This is a genomic window from Chryseobacterium nakagawai (assembly GCF_900637665.1).
Lineage (GTDB): Bacteria > Bacteroidota > Bacteroidia > Flavobacteriales > Weeksellaceae > Chryseobacterium > Chryseobacterium nakagawai.
Genome location: NZ_LR134386.1, coordinates 77,844 through 95,234 on the forward strand (window position 1 = coordinate 77,844; position 17,391 = coordinate 95,234).

Below are 17,391 nucleotides of genomic sequence, written 5' to 3' on the forward strand. Positions count from 1 at the left end.
AAGTAATAATGTATTTACGTATTCATGAATACATTTTACATAAATACATGAATACAGAAAATGTATGAAAAATAAGTACAGAATATTAAAAATTGTTATCACGGTAATCATCCTTGGATTGTTACTGAGTTTCTCATTGAAGAGATTCGGTGGACAAAAGATTACAGATAATAAGATTTCTGTAAAAATGAATGAAAAAACTCCGGTTTACTTTGTTGATGAAAAAGACATCAGGGAAATTGTAAGAAAGGAAAACCCATCAGGAAAAGTAGGAGATTTGAACATTCCGGCTCTGGAAAAAAAGATCAATGCACTTCCGGCTGTAGACAGTGCCAATGTCTATCTGAATTTAAATGGAAAATTGAATCTTGATATCAAACAGAGAGTTCCGATATTTAGACTTAATAAAGACGGAAAAGACTTTTATGTAGACGAAAAAGGAATTGAATTTCCTATTTCAAGAACCTATTCACATCCTTGTATGCTGGTAACAGGAAATGTACAGTCAGATGAATATGAAAAACTTGCAGAACTGGTTGGAAAAATTGATAAAGATGACTTCAGCAAGAAATTTTTTATTGGAATTTCAAAAAGCAAAGACAGCTATAATCTTCTGACCAGCGAAGGAAACTATAGAGTAGAAATTGGAGATCTTGATAATATTGATTTTAAAGTAAAAGGATTTAAAACCTTTGTGGAAAAATACCTGGTCTATCAGGATCCTCAAAAATACAACATGGTTTCTGTAAAATATCAGAACCAGATTGTAACCACTCTAAATCCTCACTTCAAGGAAAATGACAGTATCCTGAAGGCAGGCAAATTAGAAATGGCAAAAGCTCCTGCGCTTACCGCTGCGGCCAAAAAAGCAGATGCAAAGCCAAAGATTGCAGAAATAAAAAAAACAAGCTCAATCCCGGTAAAACCGAAAGAGAGCACAAAACCTAAAACGCAGGTAAAGAAAACAGAGAAAAAAACAACGGCCCCGGCACAGTCCAAGCCAAAGCCGAAACCAAAGGTGAAAATAGAATAAAAAAAGTCTCAAAAGAGCCATTTAACACAAAGCAGGACTTGGTTCTGCATGGAAAAAGTAGAAAAAATCAAATCGATATAAAAATGGAAAATCAAGAGTATTCAGTAGGTCTGGACATCGGGACAACAAAGATAGTCGCGATTGTCGGAAGAAGGAATGCACACGGGAAAATAGAAGTTCTCGGTGTAGGAAAAGCTAAAAGTCTTGGTGTTCATAAAGGTATTGTGAATAATATTTCACAAACTATTAATTCAATCAAGGCTGCAGTATCCGAGGCACAATCAAGTGCTGGGGTTCCTATCCGCAAAGTTACGGTAGGTATTGCAGGAAAACACATCCGTTCTCTGCAGCACTCCGATTATATTATGCGTGAACATCCAGATAAATTCATCACAGATGATGATATTGAAGCGTTAAAAGATCAGGTCAAGAAACTGGTTATGCTTCCTGGAGAAGAAATTATCCATGTACTTCCACAAGAATATAAAGTGGATTCCGAAGGGGAAATTCAGGAACCTGTCGGAATGCACGGAAAGCGTTTAGAAGCTAACTTCCACGTAGTAGTTGGGCAAATGGGCAGCATCAGAAATATTGCAAGATGTGTTCGTGAAGCCGGATTAGAAATGGAAGCCCTTACTTTAGAACCATTAGCATCTTCTGAAGCTGTTCTTACCAAAGAAGAGAAAGAAGCGGGAGTTGCCATTGTAGACATCGGAGGGGGAACTACAGATATTGCCATCTTCAAAGACAATATCATCCGTCATACCTGCGTAATTCCCTACGGAGGCGGAATTATTACGGAAGATATTAAAGAAGGCTGCTCCATTATTGAAAAACATGCAGAACAATTGAAAGTAAAATTCGGTTCGGCTGTTCCAGAATTAGAAAAAGACAGTACTTTTGTAACAATTCCGGGTCTTCATGGGCGGCCAGATAAGGAAATCTCTTTAAAAACCCTTGCTCAGATCATCAATGCAAGAGTAGAAGAAGTTTTAGAAATGGTTAATACCGAGCTTAAAGCCTACGGAGCCTTTGAACAAAAGAAAAAACTGATTGCTGGAATCGTTCTGACAGGTGGTGGATCAAATCTTAAACACCTTAGACAGCTAGCCAATTATACCACTGGTTTTGACAGTAGAATCGGTTTTGCAAATGAATATATTGCTAACGATAAAAATCAGTACCTGAAAGGCCCTGAATTTGCTACGTCTATTGGGTTACTGATGGAAAGTTTGAAGATCAGAGATAAAAAACAGACTGTTGATGATATAGAAGAGGTTGTAAAAGAGCAAACTAAGCCTGAAACAGCCGCTGTACAAACAGAAACTGTTCAACCTGTTCAACATACCGCAACACCAGTTCAGGAACAGTTGGCTGCCGATCAAAAGCAGGAAAACAGAAAAGCGAAGTTGACCTTTGGGCAGTCGCTTATGGAAAAAGTAAAAAAATTCTTTGAAGAAGTAGAGTAAATTATAAATGATGAATGATAAGCGATAAACGATCTTTTCCTTATCAATTATCATCAGTCAATTATCAATTATAATTATTAAAAGTATAGTTATGGAAAATATAGGTACACAAGGATTTTCATTTGACCTACCAAAAGGAAATTCATCCATCATAAAAGTAATCGGTGTAGGAGGTGGAGGAAACAATGCTCTAAAGCACATGTATGAAAAAGGAATCCACGGGGTTGACTTCGTGATTTGTAATACAGATGCTCAGACCCTTGATAATAACCCTGTTGCTAATAAAGTTCAATTAGGAACTACTATTACTGAAGGTTTAGGAGCAGGGGCTGACCCTGAGGTAGGAGAAAAATCAGCCATCGAAAGTATTGAAGATATTAAGGCTGCCATGGGACAAAACACTAAAATGGTATTCATCACTGCCGGAATGGGAGGTGGTACAGGTACCGGAGCCGCTCCTGTCATTGCTAAAGTAGCAAAAGATATGGGAATCTTAACCGTAGGTATTGTTACCGTACCTTTCAGCTTCGAAGGAAAAAGAAGGTTGGAACAGGCTGAAAACGGACTTGATAAATTAAAAAATAATGTTGATTCACTAATTGTCATCAACAACGATAAATTGAGACAGCAATTTGGAAACCTTGGATTTAAACAGGGATTCTCCAAAGCTGATGAAGTATTAGCCAATGCTGCAAAAGGTATGGCAGAAGTTATTACCGGTTATTTTGATGTAAACATTGACTTTAGAGATGCTAAATCTGTACTTCAAAACTCAGGAACTGCACTGATGTCTACAGGTTCTGCTTCAGGTGAAAATAAAGCTGAAGAAGCCGTAAGAAAGGCATTGGATTCTCCACTATTGAATGACAATAAAATTACGGGTGCTAAAAACGTACTATTGTTGATCAGAAGTGGTGCAGAAGAAGTTACTATGGACGAAATCGGTATCATTATGGATCATATCCAGAAAGAGGCAGGAAATACTGCTGATATTATTTTCGGGGTAGGTGCTGATGAAGAATTAGGAGATGCTGTAAGTGTACTAGTTATCGCTACCGGATTCTCTAATGACAATAAGAAATTCTCAGGCCCTACAGAAAAGATCAGAATCAGTCTTAATGACAATTTAGAGACACCAAAATCTTCTCCCTTTAAAACAAGAGAAGAAAGAGATTCTGCCACTGAAGCAACACATGATTTTGGTAGAAAAAATCTTTTCAGATTGGATGATGAAGACCATGACACTCCTTTTAATGCGACTTCTACCGAAAAGAAAATGATTATTGAAGAAGAAGAGATCAGAACAGAAATAAAATTCTTTGATAAAGAAGAAAGCACGATCAACACACCTGAACAGGGATGGAGAAATGAAGATGAGCAGGAAGAATATAGCTTACTTTCTATTGAAGAAGAAGAAGATCCAAATGATTTGGAAATTCAATCATTCTCATTCGATTTCGACAATAAAAAGGAAGATCCAACATCTGGTAATGTATTCAACAACTCTTCTTCACAAGAGAAACCGGTTGAATTCAACTTCTTCGTTAATGAGCCTGTCAGAAATGAACCTAAATCAGATTATGGACAGCCTAAGGCAGAATTTAATGCTCCAGCAAGTGCTGTAGCAGAACCTGCTCAGAAAATGGAAACCTTCTATCAAAAAGAAGAACCAAAAGTTGAAACAAGACCTGCTTTCGAAAATAAAACAGAAATTGAAGCTCCAAAAACAGAAGAATCTGAATTCACTTTCGTGAACAAAACGATCGACCAAGACAAAATAATTGAAAGAAGAAATAAATTAAAAGAATTCAATTCCCGTTATCAAAGCTTTGACAGCACAAGTGAATTCGAATCTATTCCTGCTTTCAAGAGAAAAAACATCTCTATTGATGGCACCAATGCTTCAGACCAAAATATCAACACGTATATGTCTGACAACAATGGTTCTATGCAGATCAGAGAAAACAGATTTTTAAATAAAGACGTAGACTAATTAATATAACAATGTAAAAATGTACCAATGTAACAATATATGCCGATAATTATTGGTAAACTGTTACATTGATACCTTGTTAAATTTGAAACCATGAGTTTAGAAAATACAATAAGTGAAGCAATAAAAACAGCCATGAGAGAGAAAGACAGAGTTGCTCTGGATTCCCTTCGTGCTGTAAAATCTCAAATTCTTCTTTTGCAAACAGAAGCTAGAGGTGCTGAAGTTTCCGTAGAACAGGAAATAGCTATTCTTCAGAGAATGATTAAGCAACGTAAAGATTCTTTTGAGCAGTTTGCTGCCCAGGGAAGACAGGATCTTGCTGACGTAGAAGAAGCTCAGATGAAAGTCATTGAAAAGTTTTTGCCGAAACAGCTTTCTTCAGAAGAATTAGAAACAGAAATTAAGAACATTATTTCAGAAACCGGAGCTGAATCTATTAAGGATTTAGGGAAGGTTATGGGAGCCGCTTCAAAAGCATTAGCCGGAAAATCAGATGGAAAAAGTATTTCTGAGATGGCTAAAAAGCTTCTTTCCTAATGTGATCCGTATTTTGGATTCAGATTGATTCCGAATCTCATAAATGCGTATCTCATTCCATAACTAAGGATATACAACCTTTGCATATCGATTTGATTAAGAAGCCCGGGACTATTAAGTCTCGGGCTTCATTTTTGGATATTAAAGTCTATTTGTCCTTTTGATTCAAAAAACTTTAAAAAAGAGTTGAAATACGATCATATTTCAGACAGTATTAAGTGATTGATTGCTTGAGGGAAAGCCTTAAATGTTTTTTTCATGGTCGTTTGTTTTTCAGAATCATTTCAAATTTAATAATAATATTTCATTATTCCTAATTTTAATTCACATTTTTATGAATATTGTTATATTATTAATATTAGGTTAATTTTATATTCCTAATCCATTCATAGTTATTATATATTGAACAAACGTAAAGAATTGTTTAACTTTGCATTGATAAAAAAACAAAATATATGTATCCAACAGATTTAGTAATGCCTATGAAGGCTGAACTTACAGATAAAGGTTTCCAGGATTTAACAACACCTACTCAGGTAGAAGATGCTTTAAAACAATCCGGAACAACATTATTGGTCATTAACTCCGTATGTGGATGTGCTGCAGGTGCTGCAAGACCAGGAGTAGTGTACTCTTTAACTGGAGATAAAAAGCCAGATCATTTAACCACTGTATTTGCTGGTTTTGATACAGAGGCTGTAGTAGAAGCAAGAAAGCATCTTGCTCCATTCCCTCCAAGCTCTCCATGTGTAGCACTTTTCAAAGATGGAGAATTAGTTCATATGCTGGAAAGACACCATATTGAAGGAAATCCTGCAGGAGCAATTGCCGCAAACCTTCAGGCCGCTTATGATGAGTATTGCTAAGAAGCAATAAACTAGATATTAAACCGTTACAGAATTTGTAGCGGTTTTTTTATTTAACCCCACAAAAAATTCTCTAAACATTCAAATATCATTATATTTGTTGGAATGGCAACCAAGGCACTTTTTAACACCGTAGTCAACTGGTTCATCCGTCAAAGGATAGACCAGATACAGAATTTCATGGATCATCCAATTGAAACGCAGAAGGGTATATTGTTTTCCCAACTGTTTCATGCGGAAGATACGGAATATGGAAAGCAGTACGGGTTTAATTCTATCTCAAGCTATCAGGACTTTAAAAATAAAGTTCCTATTGTTACCTATGAAGAAATGGAGCCTTATATTGAAAAAGCAAGACAAGGCCAAAAAGACGTAAGCTGGCCAGGGCTGATTAAGCATTTTGCTAAATCCTCCGGAACAACGAATGCTAAAAGCAAATTTATCCCTATCTCTGCAGAAAGCCTTGAATATTGTCATATGAAGGCAGGAAAGGATATGGTTTCCATTTACGCCAACAATCATCCGGAAAACCAGCTTTTTAATTATAAAAATTTACGTTTAGGCGGAAGTTCTGAGCTATATGCAGATTTTAATACAAAATTTGGAGACTTGTCAGCGATTTTAATTGACAACCTTCCGTTCTGGGTAGAGATTACAACAACCCCAAGTAAGAAGGTATCTTTGATGGGCGAATGGGAAAGCAAGCTTAGGGCGATTACCTCTGAAGTAAAAAACGAAGATGTAGGAAGCATCCTTGGAGTACCAAGCTGGATGTTGGTTCTTCTTCAAAGAGTATTGAACGAGACCAGTATAGATAATATTTCAGAGCTGTGGCCTAATTTAGAGGTGTTTTTTCACGGTGGAATCAGTTTTAAGCCCTACAGGGAGCAATACCGCAAGATCATCGGAAAAAACATCAATTACTACGAAATATACAATGCTTCGGAGGGATTCTTTGGAATACAGGACAGATCCAACAGTGATGAAATGCTTCTGATGCTTGATTATGGTATATTCTATGAATTTATTCCTATGGATCAGTTCCACTTTTCCAATCCAAAAGTTGTAAGTCTGGAAGATGTGGAAATCGGGAAAAACTATGCTATGGTGATCACTACCAATGGCGGATTGTGGAGATATTTGATTGGTGATACGGTTGTATTTACTTCTATCAATCCATTCAGAATAAAAATAACAGGAAGAACGAAGCATTATATCAATGCTTTTGGAGAAGAATTAATGATTACCAATGTAGAATCTGCATTATCCACAGCATGTGAGCTAACAGGGGCTCAGATTACAGATTTCACAGGGGCTCCGGTTTTTATGAAAGAAAATGAAGGAGGTGCCCATGAATGGATCTTTGAATTCAGCCAATATCCTGATAACCTGGATAGCTTCATTGATGCTTTTGACCAACATTTGAAAAAAATTAACTCGGATTATGAAGCGAAAAGATACAATAATATGACATTGAGACGACCTATTGTTCATATTGCAAAGGACAACTTATTCTATCATTGGCTGGAATCCAGAGGAAAACTTGGTGGACAAAATAAAGTTCCAAGATTGAGTAACGACCGGGAATATATAGATCCATTATTAGAACTTAATAATAAATAGCACATAGGAAGACAGGGGCTGGCATATGGAAACTCAAAAGACTTTCATACAACCTATACTTTGTAATTAAAACATAAACAGAGTCTTAGATACAATCGTTAGAGATACTTCAAGCTTTCCTATTCTAACTTCCACTCAATAAAAAACCCGCAGCTAAAATCAACTGCGGGTTTCTTTTTATTTACTTAAATCTTCTTTTAATTTTTTAGCGGCGTCTTCTACTTTCGCAGCTCCTTTTCTGGCAGCGTCTTTTGCATCTTTTCCGGCGTCTTGTGCTCCGGCTTTGATATCTTTTCCAACTTTATTAGCCTCATTTTTGATATCCTGCCCTGCTTTATTAAGATCTTGTTTTGTCTTATCTGCAGTAGCATCAATTTTGTCTTTAGCTTTTTGAGCGGCATTATCAATCTTATCTCCAGCCTGATCTAATTTGGCATCAACTTTTTCCTTGGCTTCGTTAACTTTTGCCGAATCAACCATATGAGGAGATGTTTCAGAAACCGTTGTAGTAGTGGTAGTAACAGATCCATCTGCATTTTCTACCTGTTCTGTCTTTGATGTTGATTTTGTGCAGGCAACTGTGAATACTGAGATCGCAATTGCTGCAAGAATTTGCTTTTTCATATTATATATTTTTAAAGATGTTTTTGAATTTATTCTGTTTTGGTATTAGTAGAAGGAGGAGTTTCAGCAGTTTTTTTCTGTTTTTCAGCATCTGCTTTTTTCTTTTCATCCTCTTCTTTCTTTTTGTTTTCTTTCTCCAGCTCTGCTTTCAGTTTTTGTTCTTCTGCCAGGGCTTTTTTAGCCTGCTTTACAGAGTCCAGATACTGAGGCGAAGACATTTTAATCTTACGGGCAATATCTACCGTAACAGCCCCATTGGAGAAAGAATCAACAGCCATTGTATCATAATGAATTTTCAAATCCTGCTCAGCTCCAAATCCTGGAGATTCTTTCTTTGAACAAGCTGTCAAAAGAAGTACAAAAATGAAAATGGCAGACAATAAATTTTTCATGGAACTAATTTAGCAGAAATTCTGCAATTACAGGATAGTGATCCGATAATTTCACAGACTGATCTACTTTATAGCTTAGTGGAATGATGGATTTTGAACTGAAAATATAATCAATTCTTAAAGGAATCTTATAATCATGAAAACTGGAAGCACTTCCCTTTCCTGCCGTTAAAAAGGCATCCTGAAGATCCTTTCCCAGGCTATAATATTCATATGAATTCGGGACCGAATTAAAATCACCGGCTAAAATTACCGGATAAGGAGAAAAGTCAATAGCTTTTCTGATCTTTTTAATCTGATCTTCATGAGCCTGAAAAGTAGGAATCATATGAGAAAGAAGATTAGATACATTTCCAATTCCCATAGCATCAAGCTTTGTAAACATTGTTTTCTGAAGTCTGAAAGGCTCCAGGTACACATTGACAATTCTGATAATCTTTCCATTGATGTCAACATCTGCATAGAAAGAGTTTCCTCTTGAATTATCTTCTATGATCTCTGCCTGTCTTAGAATTTTATGCTTTGTTTTTAGGATTACAGAAGGGTATTTTACAAGATCTTGTCTTAAAGCACGATTAGTGTCTTTTTCCTGTACCAGAATAATGTCCGGATCTTGCTCTTTGATATAGTTTTTCACCTTATCCCATCCGTAATCACCATATTTTACATTAAAAGTAAGAACTTTGATATCTCTTATGGTCTTTTCTTTATCTGATTTAGGAACAAAATTCACCCATCTTCTGATTGGGTTGTAAAAAAGTAATGTTCCAAGTGCAAAAGCGATAGCAATTTTATTTTTTTTGAAAATCCATACCAAAGTAAGAAGGATATGCGCAGATATCAGATAGGGAAAACCAAGAGAAAGTAAATTAAGGTTCCCTAAAATATTAGGCGGAACCCATGCATTCCCCAATGTGCACAGCAGTAAAACAGCAATAGCGATATGTATAAATAGTAATATCTGATTCGACTTCATGAAAAAACATTCTTGGTACCCATTTTTTTAAGCAAAAACCCTACCAAGCATCCAAACTTTAACTATTTTTATGATTATTTGTCGTTTAAAGAAATCCTCGAAACAACTGGATAATGATCTGAAATACTGACAGAACGGTCAACAGCATAGGAAATAGCCTTCAACGATTTTGAATAAAAAACATAGTCTATCCGGATCGGAAATTTATAATCATGAAAGCTGGTTGCGCTCCCCTTTCCTGCTGTCATAAATGCATCTTCAAGACCGTCTGACAAGTGATAGTACTCATAAGAATTAGGAACAGAGTTGAAGTCTCCTGCAACAATCACCGGATATGGTGAATTTTCTATCGTTTCACTAATTTTTCTTACCTGATCCTGATGTTTTTTAAAGGTGGGAATAAGCTTTCTTACAACGCCCTTTACTTTCTGTTCATTATCTTCGGAATTTCCATCAAGTTTAACCATCTTTTTTTCAAACTGAAACGGATAAAGATAAACGTCTACAAATCTATACGTCTTACCTTTTATTTCAATATCTGCCTGAAGACCACTTTGTAAGTTCATACTTTCATCTTCAGAAAAAATTAATTTTTCGTTGGATAAATGATACTTCGTCAGAATCGTTAAAATTCCATTAGATTTGGTTCTATTGTAGCCTTTAAGTGTTGGATATTCCATCCCTCCATCTTCCTGTAAGAGAATAACATCCGCATCTTGAGCTCTGAGATAATTTAATACCTCGTCCCTACCCATAAGCCCAGCTTTTATATTAAAAGATACAATTTTTATAGCACTGGAACTTTCTTTTTTCTCTGAGGAAAAATTAACCCATCGTTTTACAGGATTAACAAATGCTAATCCTACCAAAATGAATACAAAAGCTCTTTTTTTCCAGCTCAATACCCAAAATACGGTTAAGATAATATACAGGATAATAAGAACAGGAAATCCTAAAGACAGCAAATTAAACCACGGAAATATTTTAGGCAGGACATAAGCATTCAATAGAGAACCCAGCAATAGACATAGGATTCCTATATGCAGGATCAGTACTATAAGTCGGAAAATCTTCACAGAAAATGATTAATTGAATCTATATAAATGCTTCTTCCAGTTTCTAGCTAAAAGCCAGCCTACTAAAGCACCACCAACGTGTGCAAGGTGAGCAATTCCACCTCCATTCCCGGAAACTCCCAAATAAATAGAAATAACGACAATAATTGGCAATAAATATTTTACTTTAATCGGAACTGGAATAAACATAATTCCAATTTTTGCATCAGGATACAGTGTTGCAAAGGCAGCAACTACACCAAATATAGCGCCAGAAGCTCCCATCATTGGAGTTTTTAAAATAGCATCTAAACTCCCTAGTAAATCTCTTTGTTTTAGAACAGTATCAGCATTTCCTGACAGCTGTACCCCTGCCCCAGATATATAAGCATCTGTATTTAATCCCAAACTTTGTAAAGCCGAAATGATTTGCTGTGCTTCTACAAAATTCCATAAATTAAATAGGAAAAACGATCCTAATCCACTGGCAAAGTATAATAATATATATTTTTTTTCGCCCAGAACCTGTTCTAAAACCGGCCCAAAACTGAATAATGTAAACATATTGAATAAAATATGCATAAACCCGCCAGGTTCCCTAAATGGAGCATGCATAAACATATGTGTAATAATCTGCCACGATTTAAAATTAGGAGAAAAAGGATAGAACCCTGAAAGCGTATTGTATAAACTTGGATAGTATAAAAAATTCGCTATCAAGTAGACTACAATATTGATAATGATAATATTCCTTGTAATGGGTGGTATATTGTTAAACATATTTTTTAAAATTTGTTTTTAAAATCATTAAACGGAACTTCATAGAAACATCTCTTCCCATCTGGCAAAAACTCAGGGAAGCCTAATGCTGTAAAGTCTTTGATAACCTGTTCCGCATCTTTTTTATAAATAAAGTCAAATCTTGACTTCGAATGCATTTTGCTCCATTGGTTATGATAATACTGCATAAATTCACCTTCTGTTTTATAATCAAGAATCTCGAAAAGGTTTTCCAGGAACTTCATCGCCTGTGTTTCTTTCAGTCCTTCCGGAAGTGAATCTATTCTCAGTACACTTTCATGAGCAATTTTCATGTCAAACCCCAGCTCAGGAAGATATTTTTTGATGGATTCATATTTATTCTTTTCAATCTCATTCATATGATACTCCAGAGAGAACAGCAAGGCATGACTGTTTGTATTTGCATTTGTTTTCCTGGTAGATTTATTATTTTCTGAAACCAACAACCTGTGCATTCTTCCCAAATCAAGCATCAGGGTAACATCTCCTTTATTGAATAACCAATACCCGTTGGGCAATCTCATCAAATCTTCATCAAAGTCTTCATCTTCAAACAAATTGATCTTTGAAGGCTCTGCAGTAATATTCTGATGATACATTTCCGTGAGATTCTGAATTTCTTCAGGATGTACCACATTTTTTTCTTCTAAAAAAGGGTTATAATCTCTATCTACAATTATCTCTGGCATTTTTATAACACCACCACCGTTTCCTTTGCTTGGAATAGGTTTATTCATCATTTCATCCAGTTCCGGATCTCTGTCGAAATCAAGACTTGGAGAAACATTATAGATTCCCAGTGATCTCTTAATTGTGGACCGCAGCAAAGCGAAAATAAGGTGCTCATCTTCAAATTTCACCTCTGTTTTCTGTGGATGAATATTGACATCAATTTTCTCCGGATCAAGCTCCAGATAAAGGAAAAACGATGGAACATATCCAGGCTGAAGAAGACCTTCAAAGGCTTCCTGCACCGCTTTATTGAAATATGGACTCTTGAAATATCTCCCGTTTACGAAAAGAAACTGTTCTCCTCTTGCTTTTTTAGCCCCTTCAGGTTTGGCAACAAATCCGTGAAGTTTACACCAGATAATATCCTCTTTGATAGGAATCAAAAGCGGTTGTAATTTTCTTCCGAAAACATCTACAATACGCTGCATCTGGCTTCCTTTTCTTAATCTGAAAACAGCTTCATCATCATGAAACAATGAGAATTCTAATCCCTCATGTGCCAGCGCAACACGCTGAAATTCATCAATAACGTGTCTGAATTCAATATTATTATTTTTCAGGAACTTTCTTCTGGCAGGAACATTATAAAAAAGATTCTTTACCAGGAAGTTTGATCCTTCTGCAGTCTGTATAGGGTCCTGAAACTGGAAAACTCCACCTTCAATATATATGTTGGTTCCAATGGAAGCCTCCTTTTGCTTTGTTCTCAGCTCCACCTGTGAAACGGCAGCAATAGAAGCTAATGCTTCTCCGCGGAATCCTTTTGTTGAGATCTTAAAGATATCTTCCGTCCCTCTGATTTTGGAGGTAGCATGTCTTTCAAATGCAAGTCTGGCATCTGTTTCGGACATTCCTTTTCCGTCATCTACGACCTGGATAAGGTTTTTCCCAGCATCCCTGATAATCAGTTCAATCTTTGTTGCATCTGCATCTATAGCGTTCTCCAAAAGTTCCTTCACGATGGATGCAGGTCTCTGCACCACCTCTCCTGCCGCAATTTGGTTGGCTACATGATCCGGTAAAAGCTGAATAATATCTGACATAAAAACGTAAATCAACTTACAAAAATAGTCAATGAAAATGGGAATTAAAACATTAAAATCGGGAATTAATATTTAATTATCAACATTTCAACAATACAGCTTTCTGCAAATTCTGCTCCAAACTGTTTGTGATATTATCTTTTCATAGAGAACAATCCCCTATTGCTTTTATACCAATAGAGGATTGAACCAGCTAGTTTATACAAAAAATTAATAGTGATATTTACCCTGCACCAGGTATCTAATCCTAGTCTTCAAAGACCAGTTTTCTATTCTCTTTACTTTTAGGAATCCCGTGGATCTTTTCATACAGATAAGCCAAAAGATTCGGTTTTTTATAAATTCTGTTGTATCTGTACTTTGTATTGAAGTGTCTTACATGAATTTTATAAGCATCATATCCAATCACAATCATAAGACACGCACTAATGACATAGAATACTCTAAATTCCAGATAATAATAAGTTAATCCTGAGAATACAGCTCCTAATACATAAGCTACCATAATACTCATCAACAGTTTTGCTCTTCCAATTAATTCACCATTTTTCCTGTATTTCTTTTGAGTAAACATAGACACCAGAATTCCTAAATCGGTTGTTGTTCCCGTAAGGTGGGTTGTTTTAACGGAGAAGTTGGAAATACTTGCCGTTAAACCATTTTGTAGCCCTGTGGCGAAAAGCATTATTGCTACTAAAATTTCTGTTTCCGCCAATGTCTTTTGATAATATAATTGTCCATATACTCCTACTCCAAACAAACATATGATTTCCAGTACCAGAGGCATTGCATGGGCAAAATACTTACTTTTTTTGTTAAAATTAATCACAATGAAATTAGATAGGAAGCTTCCGAAGAAGAATAAAAATATCCAGCTGCCCATTATTGCCACCTGAGACCAGTTTCCTTTACTGATTTCTGCGGCCAAAATAGCATAGTGACCTGTTACGTTGGATGTAAAAGAGAGAAATATGAGTAGGGATGCAATATTTATAGTACCCGCCGTAAAGGCAGTCAGCGTCCCCAACCTGATATTGTCTCCCAATGTTCTGCTGTTACTATAATTTCTTAACATTTTTTATTTTTTTAGATTGTGTTGATGATGATTAGACCTCTACAAAGATCTCTGCCAGCCTTCCTCTTTCCGGAAGCCTTTCTTTAATCTCAAGGGTAATTTCCCCGGATTGAAGCGCTTTGCATTTTTTGATATAAGGAACAAGATCAAATTTTCCTTTACCCTTACTTTTAATAGAATCAGAATAGTAAGCTTCTTCAATAGCATTTACCTCCACATATTGGTTAAATGTTCTCTGAAAGCTTCCTGTAAAGACATCACAGATAATTCTATCAATTAAATGAGGATATTTATTCTTAATGATTTCATAGCCATCACAGAACTCTACAGGTCTGATCTTGTTGAAAATTGTTGTCTTAGTATTGAATAGAAGATCTCTGATAGAATCTCCTGAATCATATCCTGAAACCAAGAGGATGTTATATTGGTTCTGATCTTCAGAAGCATCCTTTTCTCTCAGAACTTTTTTTAATATGTTTAATGACTCAAGGGAGTAATCTGTTGCAATTAGAATTGTTTTAGCCATGTTCTTATTATTTTGTATTGTGTTTATCTTTTTTGATGATACAAAACTAGAACGGTCAGATTAGAAGTTCTTTGGAATGGAATTAAAATGTCATTAAAGAGATTAAAATGAGATTAGAAAATTGTTAAGGGGTATTAATATGGGAAAAAATGACTGGGAATAGAACCAGCCAAAAACCCAATTAACAGTCACATTATCAAACAATTATTGATTTTAAAATGTTTTTAGGAACAACATTTTATGTTCCATTGTAGTTAAAAAAATAAAACCACATAGAAACATAAAGGTTTGAGTAAGTTCTTTGCTGATTATAATCTTTAAAGTTATACAATCTCTTTTTGTGTACTATAAAAATTGGGAAAGCGCATCTGTACGGTAGTTCCTTCGTTCTCACTGGAAGTAACGATCAATTCACCGTGATGCATTCTTACAATGTTTCTGGCCAGAGGAAGTCCAATCCCATAACCTTCATAATTATTAGTATTGGATGCCCTGAAAAACGGGTCATAGATTTTGTTCATCTCCGATTGAGGAATTCCAATCCCATTATCTTTTACAATAATATAAACGTCTGCATCTGTAGCTCCCAAGGAAACTTTCACCTGCTGGAAATTAGAATATTTACAGCCGTTACTGATAATATTGGCAACGGCAAGATGTAGAAGCTGCTCATTCCCCTGTACTTTCAATTTTTTAGGATTATCGGGAAGCATACTGATATCCAGATAGATATTATTTCTGGCATCAATTTTTCTCAGGGTTTCAATAACGTCCCAAAGTAGCTGATCCATTCTTACTTTATCCATTTTCTGGATCTTACCGTCAAACCCGGTTTGTGCGATCATCAATAAGGCTTTAATCTTTCTGTCAAGCTTTTCCGCTTCATCCAGAATGATTTCAAGGGTTTCTTTATATTCTTCGGGTGTTCTGCTTATAGAAAGAGCAACATCGGCTTCTCCCATAATCGAAGTAAGAGGAGTTCGTAATTCATGGGAAACATTTCCGATCAAATGATTCTGGGTTTCAAAAGAAGTTTCAATACGGTTGAGCATCCCGTTGAATGTGTCTACTAATTCATTAAGTTCTTTATTATCAGGCTGTGGCTCTAGTCTTAAATGAAGATTTTCTGAACTAATCTCTTTTACTTTTCCTGTTATTTTCAGGATCGGCTTAAATAATGTTTTAGACAGATAAAAAGAGAATATCATACTGAAAAACAAAGAGAGCACAATACAGGTAAGCAGTGTTCTTTTTAAAAATCCAAGGTAATAAATTACATAATGGTTTTTGGCTGAAGCAATAGCAATATAATCTTTATCATCATATTTAAAGCTCTGCCCGATGTAATAGAATTCCTTATCATTATAATTGTCCTCTCCTTTTTTAAGAACATTTTTAAAGAAATAATCGGGAATATGAACTTCCTGAGAGATTTTTTTGAAATTAGAATCTGTTGGAACGGCAAAAACATAATCTTTTTCCATCGGAAGTTCCTCGTCATTCAGATTGCTGAGAATATAATTTTCAGGAAGATCCAGATGATCTTTACTCTTTTCTATCTGAACAATAGTGGCCGTACGAATTTTTAAGAGTTCATAAAACCTCTGATGGGAAAAATTAACGATTGAAAAATAAACCAAACCACTGAACAATAAAATAATGACGGTAAAAACCAACATTAAAAGCACCATCGTTTTGGTCTGATTTGTAATCACTTTGTTAAACATCCTTTATGTTTTTTTCAGAACATAACCCATTCCTATCACAGTGTGAATCAGCTTATTATCGTCATGACTGTCCAATTTTTTCCTCAGATAATTCACATACACGTCTACCACATTGGTTCCCAGTTCATAATTTACACCCCAGACCGCATCTAAGATTTCAGCTCTGGAAATTACTTTTTCAGGGTTATTAAGGAAATACACCAACAATTTATATTCTGTAGAAGTCAATGTAATTTCTTCTCCTGCGCGGGTTACCTTCTTCGTATAATCATTGACCGTTAAATCTGAAAATTGAAATACATGTTCATTATCCGGTTCTGGTTCCGAAATTTCTTGTGGGCCGTTATTATGGCTTCTTCTCAGAAGAGATTTTACACGGGCAACCAACTCAATAAATTTGAAAGGTTTTACTAAATAATCATCGCCCCCACTTTCTAATCCCAACACAATATTTTCAGAAGTTCCTAAAGCTGTTAAAAATAAAATCGGAACACTCTGATTGGTTTTCCTGATCTCCTTACAGACATCTAATCCATTCATTTCCGGCAACATAATATCTAAAATAACCAAATCGAAATCATTAGCCTGTACCAGCTGTACCCCCGTACGGCCGTCAAAAGCCACAGAAATTTCATATCCGTTTTCCTGAAGTCCTTTTTTAATGAAAGATACTACACTGGTTTCGTCTTCGATAAGAATTATTTTTTTCATAAATGAAATAAGGAGTTTTACAAAAATAGTGAAATTTTATTGGGATAAAAGCATTGGAAGGAAAAGCTTTTTTTAGACTGGAAGAGGGAGGCTGGAAGCTGGATGTTTCTTTAGAACAATGTAGAGCTGAAGATTATTCATTGTTTTTTTTAACGCTATGTACGCAAAGAATCTTAAAAATGATGCTTATAAAATATTCGCAAAA

16 protein-coding genes are annotated in these 17,391 nt (G+C 35.5%); 6 read left to right on the top strand and 10 right to left on the bottom strand.

Annotated features, from left to right (window positions below; all coding sequences use genetic code 11):
- The first annotated feature begins 64 nt into the window (after nucleotides 1-64).
- The 6 genes from EL260_RS00345 (at nucleotide 65) to EL260_RS00370 (ending at nucleotide 7,524) form a co-directional block, all read left to right on the top strand.
- On the top strand, nucleotides 65-1,033 hold the full coding sequence (locus EL260_RS00345; protein WP_123858327.1) for a cell division protein FtsQ/DivIB: 969 nt from the start codon (nucleotides 65-67) through the stop codon (nucleotides 1,031-1,033).
- Nucleotides 1,034-1,116: 83 nt separating this feature from the next.
- The gene (gene ftsA / locus EL260_RS00350; RefSeq protein ID WP_123858328.1) at nucleotides 1,117-2,502 is read left to right on the top strand and encodes a cell division protein FtsA; all 1,386 of its coding nucleotides are present in this window, start codon (nucleotides 1,117-1,119) and stop codon (nucleotides 2,500-2,502) included.
- A gap of 91 nt (nucleotides 2,503-2,593) precedes the next feature.
- A complete protein-coding gene (ftsZ, locus tag EL260_RS00355; RefSeq protein ID WP_123858329.1) occupies nucleotides 2,594-4,495 on the top strand; it encodes a cell division protein FtsZ in 1,902 nt (633 codons plus the stop codon).
- A gap of 93 nt (nucleotides 4,496-4,588) precedes the next feature.
- Nucleotides 4,589-5,035, top strand: a complete 447-nt coding sequence (locus EL260_RS00360) for a GatB/YqeY domain-containing protein (RefSeq protein ID WP_123858330.1) — start codon at nucleotides 4,589-4,591, stop codon at nucleotides 5,033-5,035.
- A gap of 455 nt (nucleotides 5,036-5,490) precedes the next feature.
- Nucleotides 5,491-5,901, top strand: a complete 411-nt coding sequence (locus tag EL260_RS00365; protein WP_079243608.1) for a BrxA/BrxB family bacilliredoxin — start codon at nucleotides 5,491-5,493, stop codon at nucleotides 5,899-5,901.
- Nucleotides 5,902-6,006: 105 nt separating this feature from the next.
- A complete protein-coding gene (locus EL260_RS00370) occupies nucleotides 6,007-7,524 on the top strand; it encodes a GH3 auxin-responsive promoter family protein (protein WP_123858331.1) in 1,518 nt (505 codons plus the stop codon).
- A gap of 177 nt (nucleotides 7,525-7,701) precedes the next feature.
- On the opposite strand, the gene EL260_RS00375 is transcribed toward EL260_RS00370, so the two are convergent.
- The 10 genes from EL260_RS00375 to EL260_RS00420 form a co-directional block, all read right to left on the bottom strand.
- Nucleotides 7,702-8,148, bottom strand: a complete 447-nt coding sequence (locus EL260_RS00375) for a hypothetical protein (RefSeq protein WP_123858332.1) — start codon at nucleotides 8,146-8,148, stop codon at nucleotides 7,702-7,704.
- 29 nt (nucleotides 8,149-8,177) lie between these two features.
- Nucleotides 8,178-8,540 carry a hypothetical protein gene (locus EL260_RS00380; RefSeq protein WP_123858333.1) on the bottom strand — a complete coding sequence of 121 codons (363 nt, stop codon included), beginning with the start codon at nucleotides 8,538-8,540 and terminating at the stop codon, nucleotides 8,178-8,180.
- A gap of 4 nt (nucleotides 8,541-8,544) precedes the next feature.
- Nucleotides 8,545-9,516 (bottom strand): endonuclease/exonuclease/phosphatase family protein, encoded by a 972-nt coding sequence (locus EL260_RS00385; RefSeq protein ID WP_123858334.1) that lies wholly within the window; start codon nucleotides 9,514-9,516, stop codon nucleotides 8,545-8,547.
- Between the two features lie 74 nt (nucleotides 9,517-9,590).
- Nucleotides 9,591-10,592: an endonuclease/exonuclease/phosphatase family protein gene (locus tag EL260_RS00390; RefSeq protein ID WP_164466584.1), complete on the bottom strand. Its 1,002-nt coding sequence runs from the start codon at nucleotides 10,590-10,592 to the stop codon at nucleotides 9,591-9,593.
- A 9-nt stretch (nucleotides 10,593-10,601) separates the two neighbouring features.
- Entirely contained in the window at nucleotides 10,602-11,351 is a 750-nt protein-coding gene (locus EL260_RS00395; RefSeq protein WP_123858335.1) for a rhomboid family intramembrane serine protease, read from the bottom strand.
- A gap of 5 nt (nucleotides 11,352-11,356) precedes the next feature.
- A complete protein-coding gene (mutL, locus tag EL260_RS00400; protein WP_123858336.1) occupies nucleotides 11,357-13,147 on the bottom strand; it encodes a DNA mismatch repair endonuclease MutL in 1,791 nt (596 codons plus the stop codon).
- A 247-nt stretch (nucleotides 13,148-13,394) separates the two neighbouring features.
- Nucleotides 13,395-14,222, bottom strand: coding sequence for a YoaK family protein (locus tag EL260_RS00405; protein WP_123858337.1), 828 nt, complete (start codon nucleotides 14,220-14,222; stop codon nucleotides 13,395-13,397).
- A gap of 31 nt (nucleotides 14,223-14,253) precedes the next feature.
- On the bottom strand, nucleotides 14,254-14,748 hold the full coding sequence (locus tag EL260_RS00410) for a hypothetical protein (RefSeq protein WP_123858338.1): 495 nt from the start codon (nucleotides 14,746-14,748) through the stop codon (nucleotides 14,254-14,256).
- Nucleotides 14,749-15,071: 323 nt separating this feature from the next.
- A complete protein-coding gene (locus EL260_RS00415; protein WP_123858339.1) occupies nucleotides 15,072-16,475 on the bottom strand; it encodes a sensor histidine kinase in 1,404 nt (467 codons plus the stop codon).
- A 3-nt stretch (nucleotides 16,476-16,478) separates the two neighbouring features.
- Entirely contained in the window at nucleotides 16,479-17,186 is a 708-nt protein-coding gene (locus EL260_RS00420; protein WP_123858340.1) for a response regulator transcription factor, read from the bottom strand.
- Between the last annotated feature and the right edge of the window lie 205 nt (nucleotides 17,187-17,391).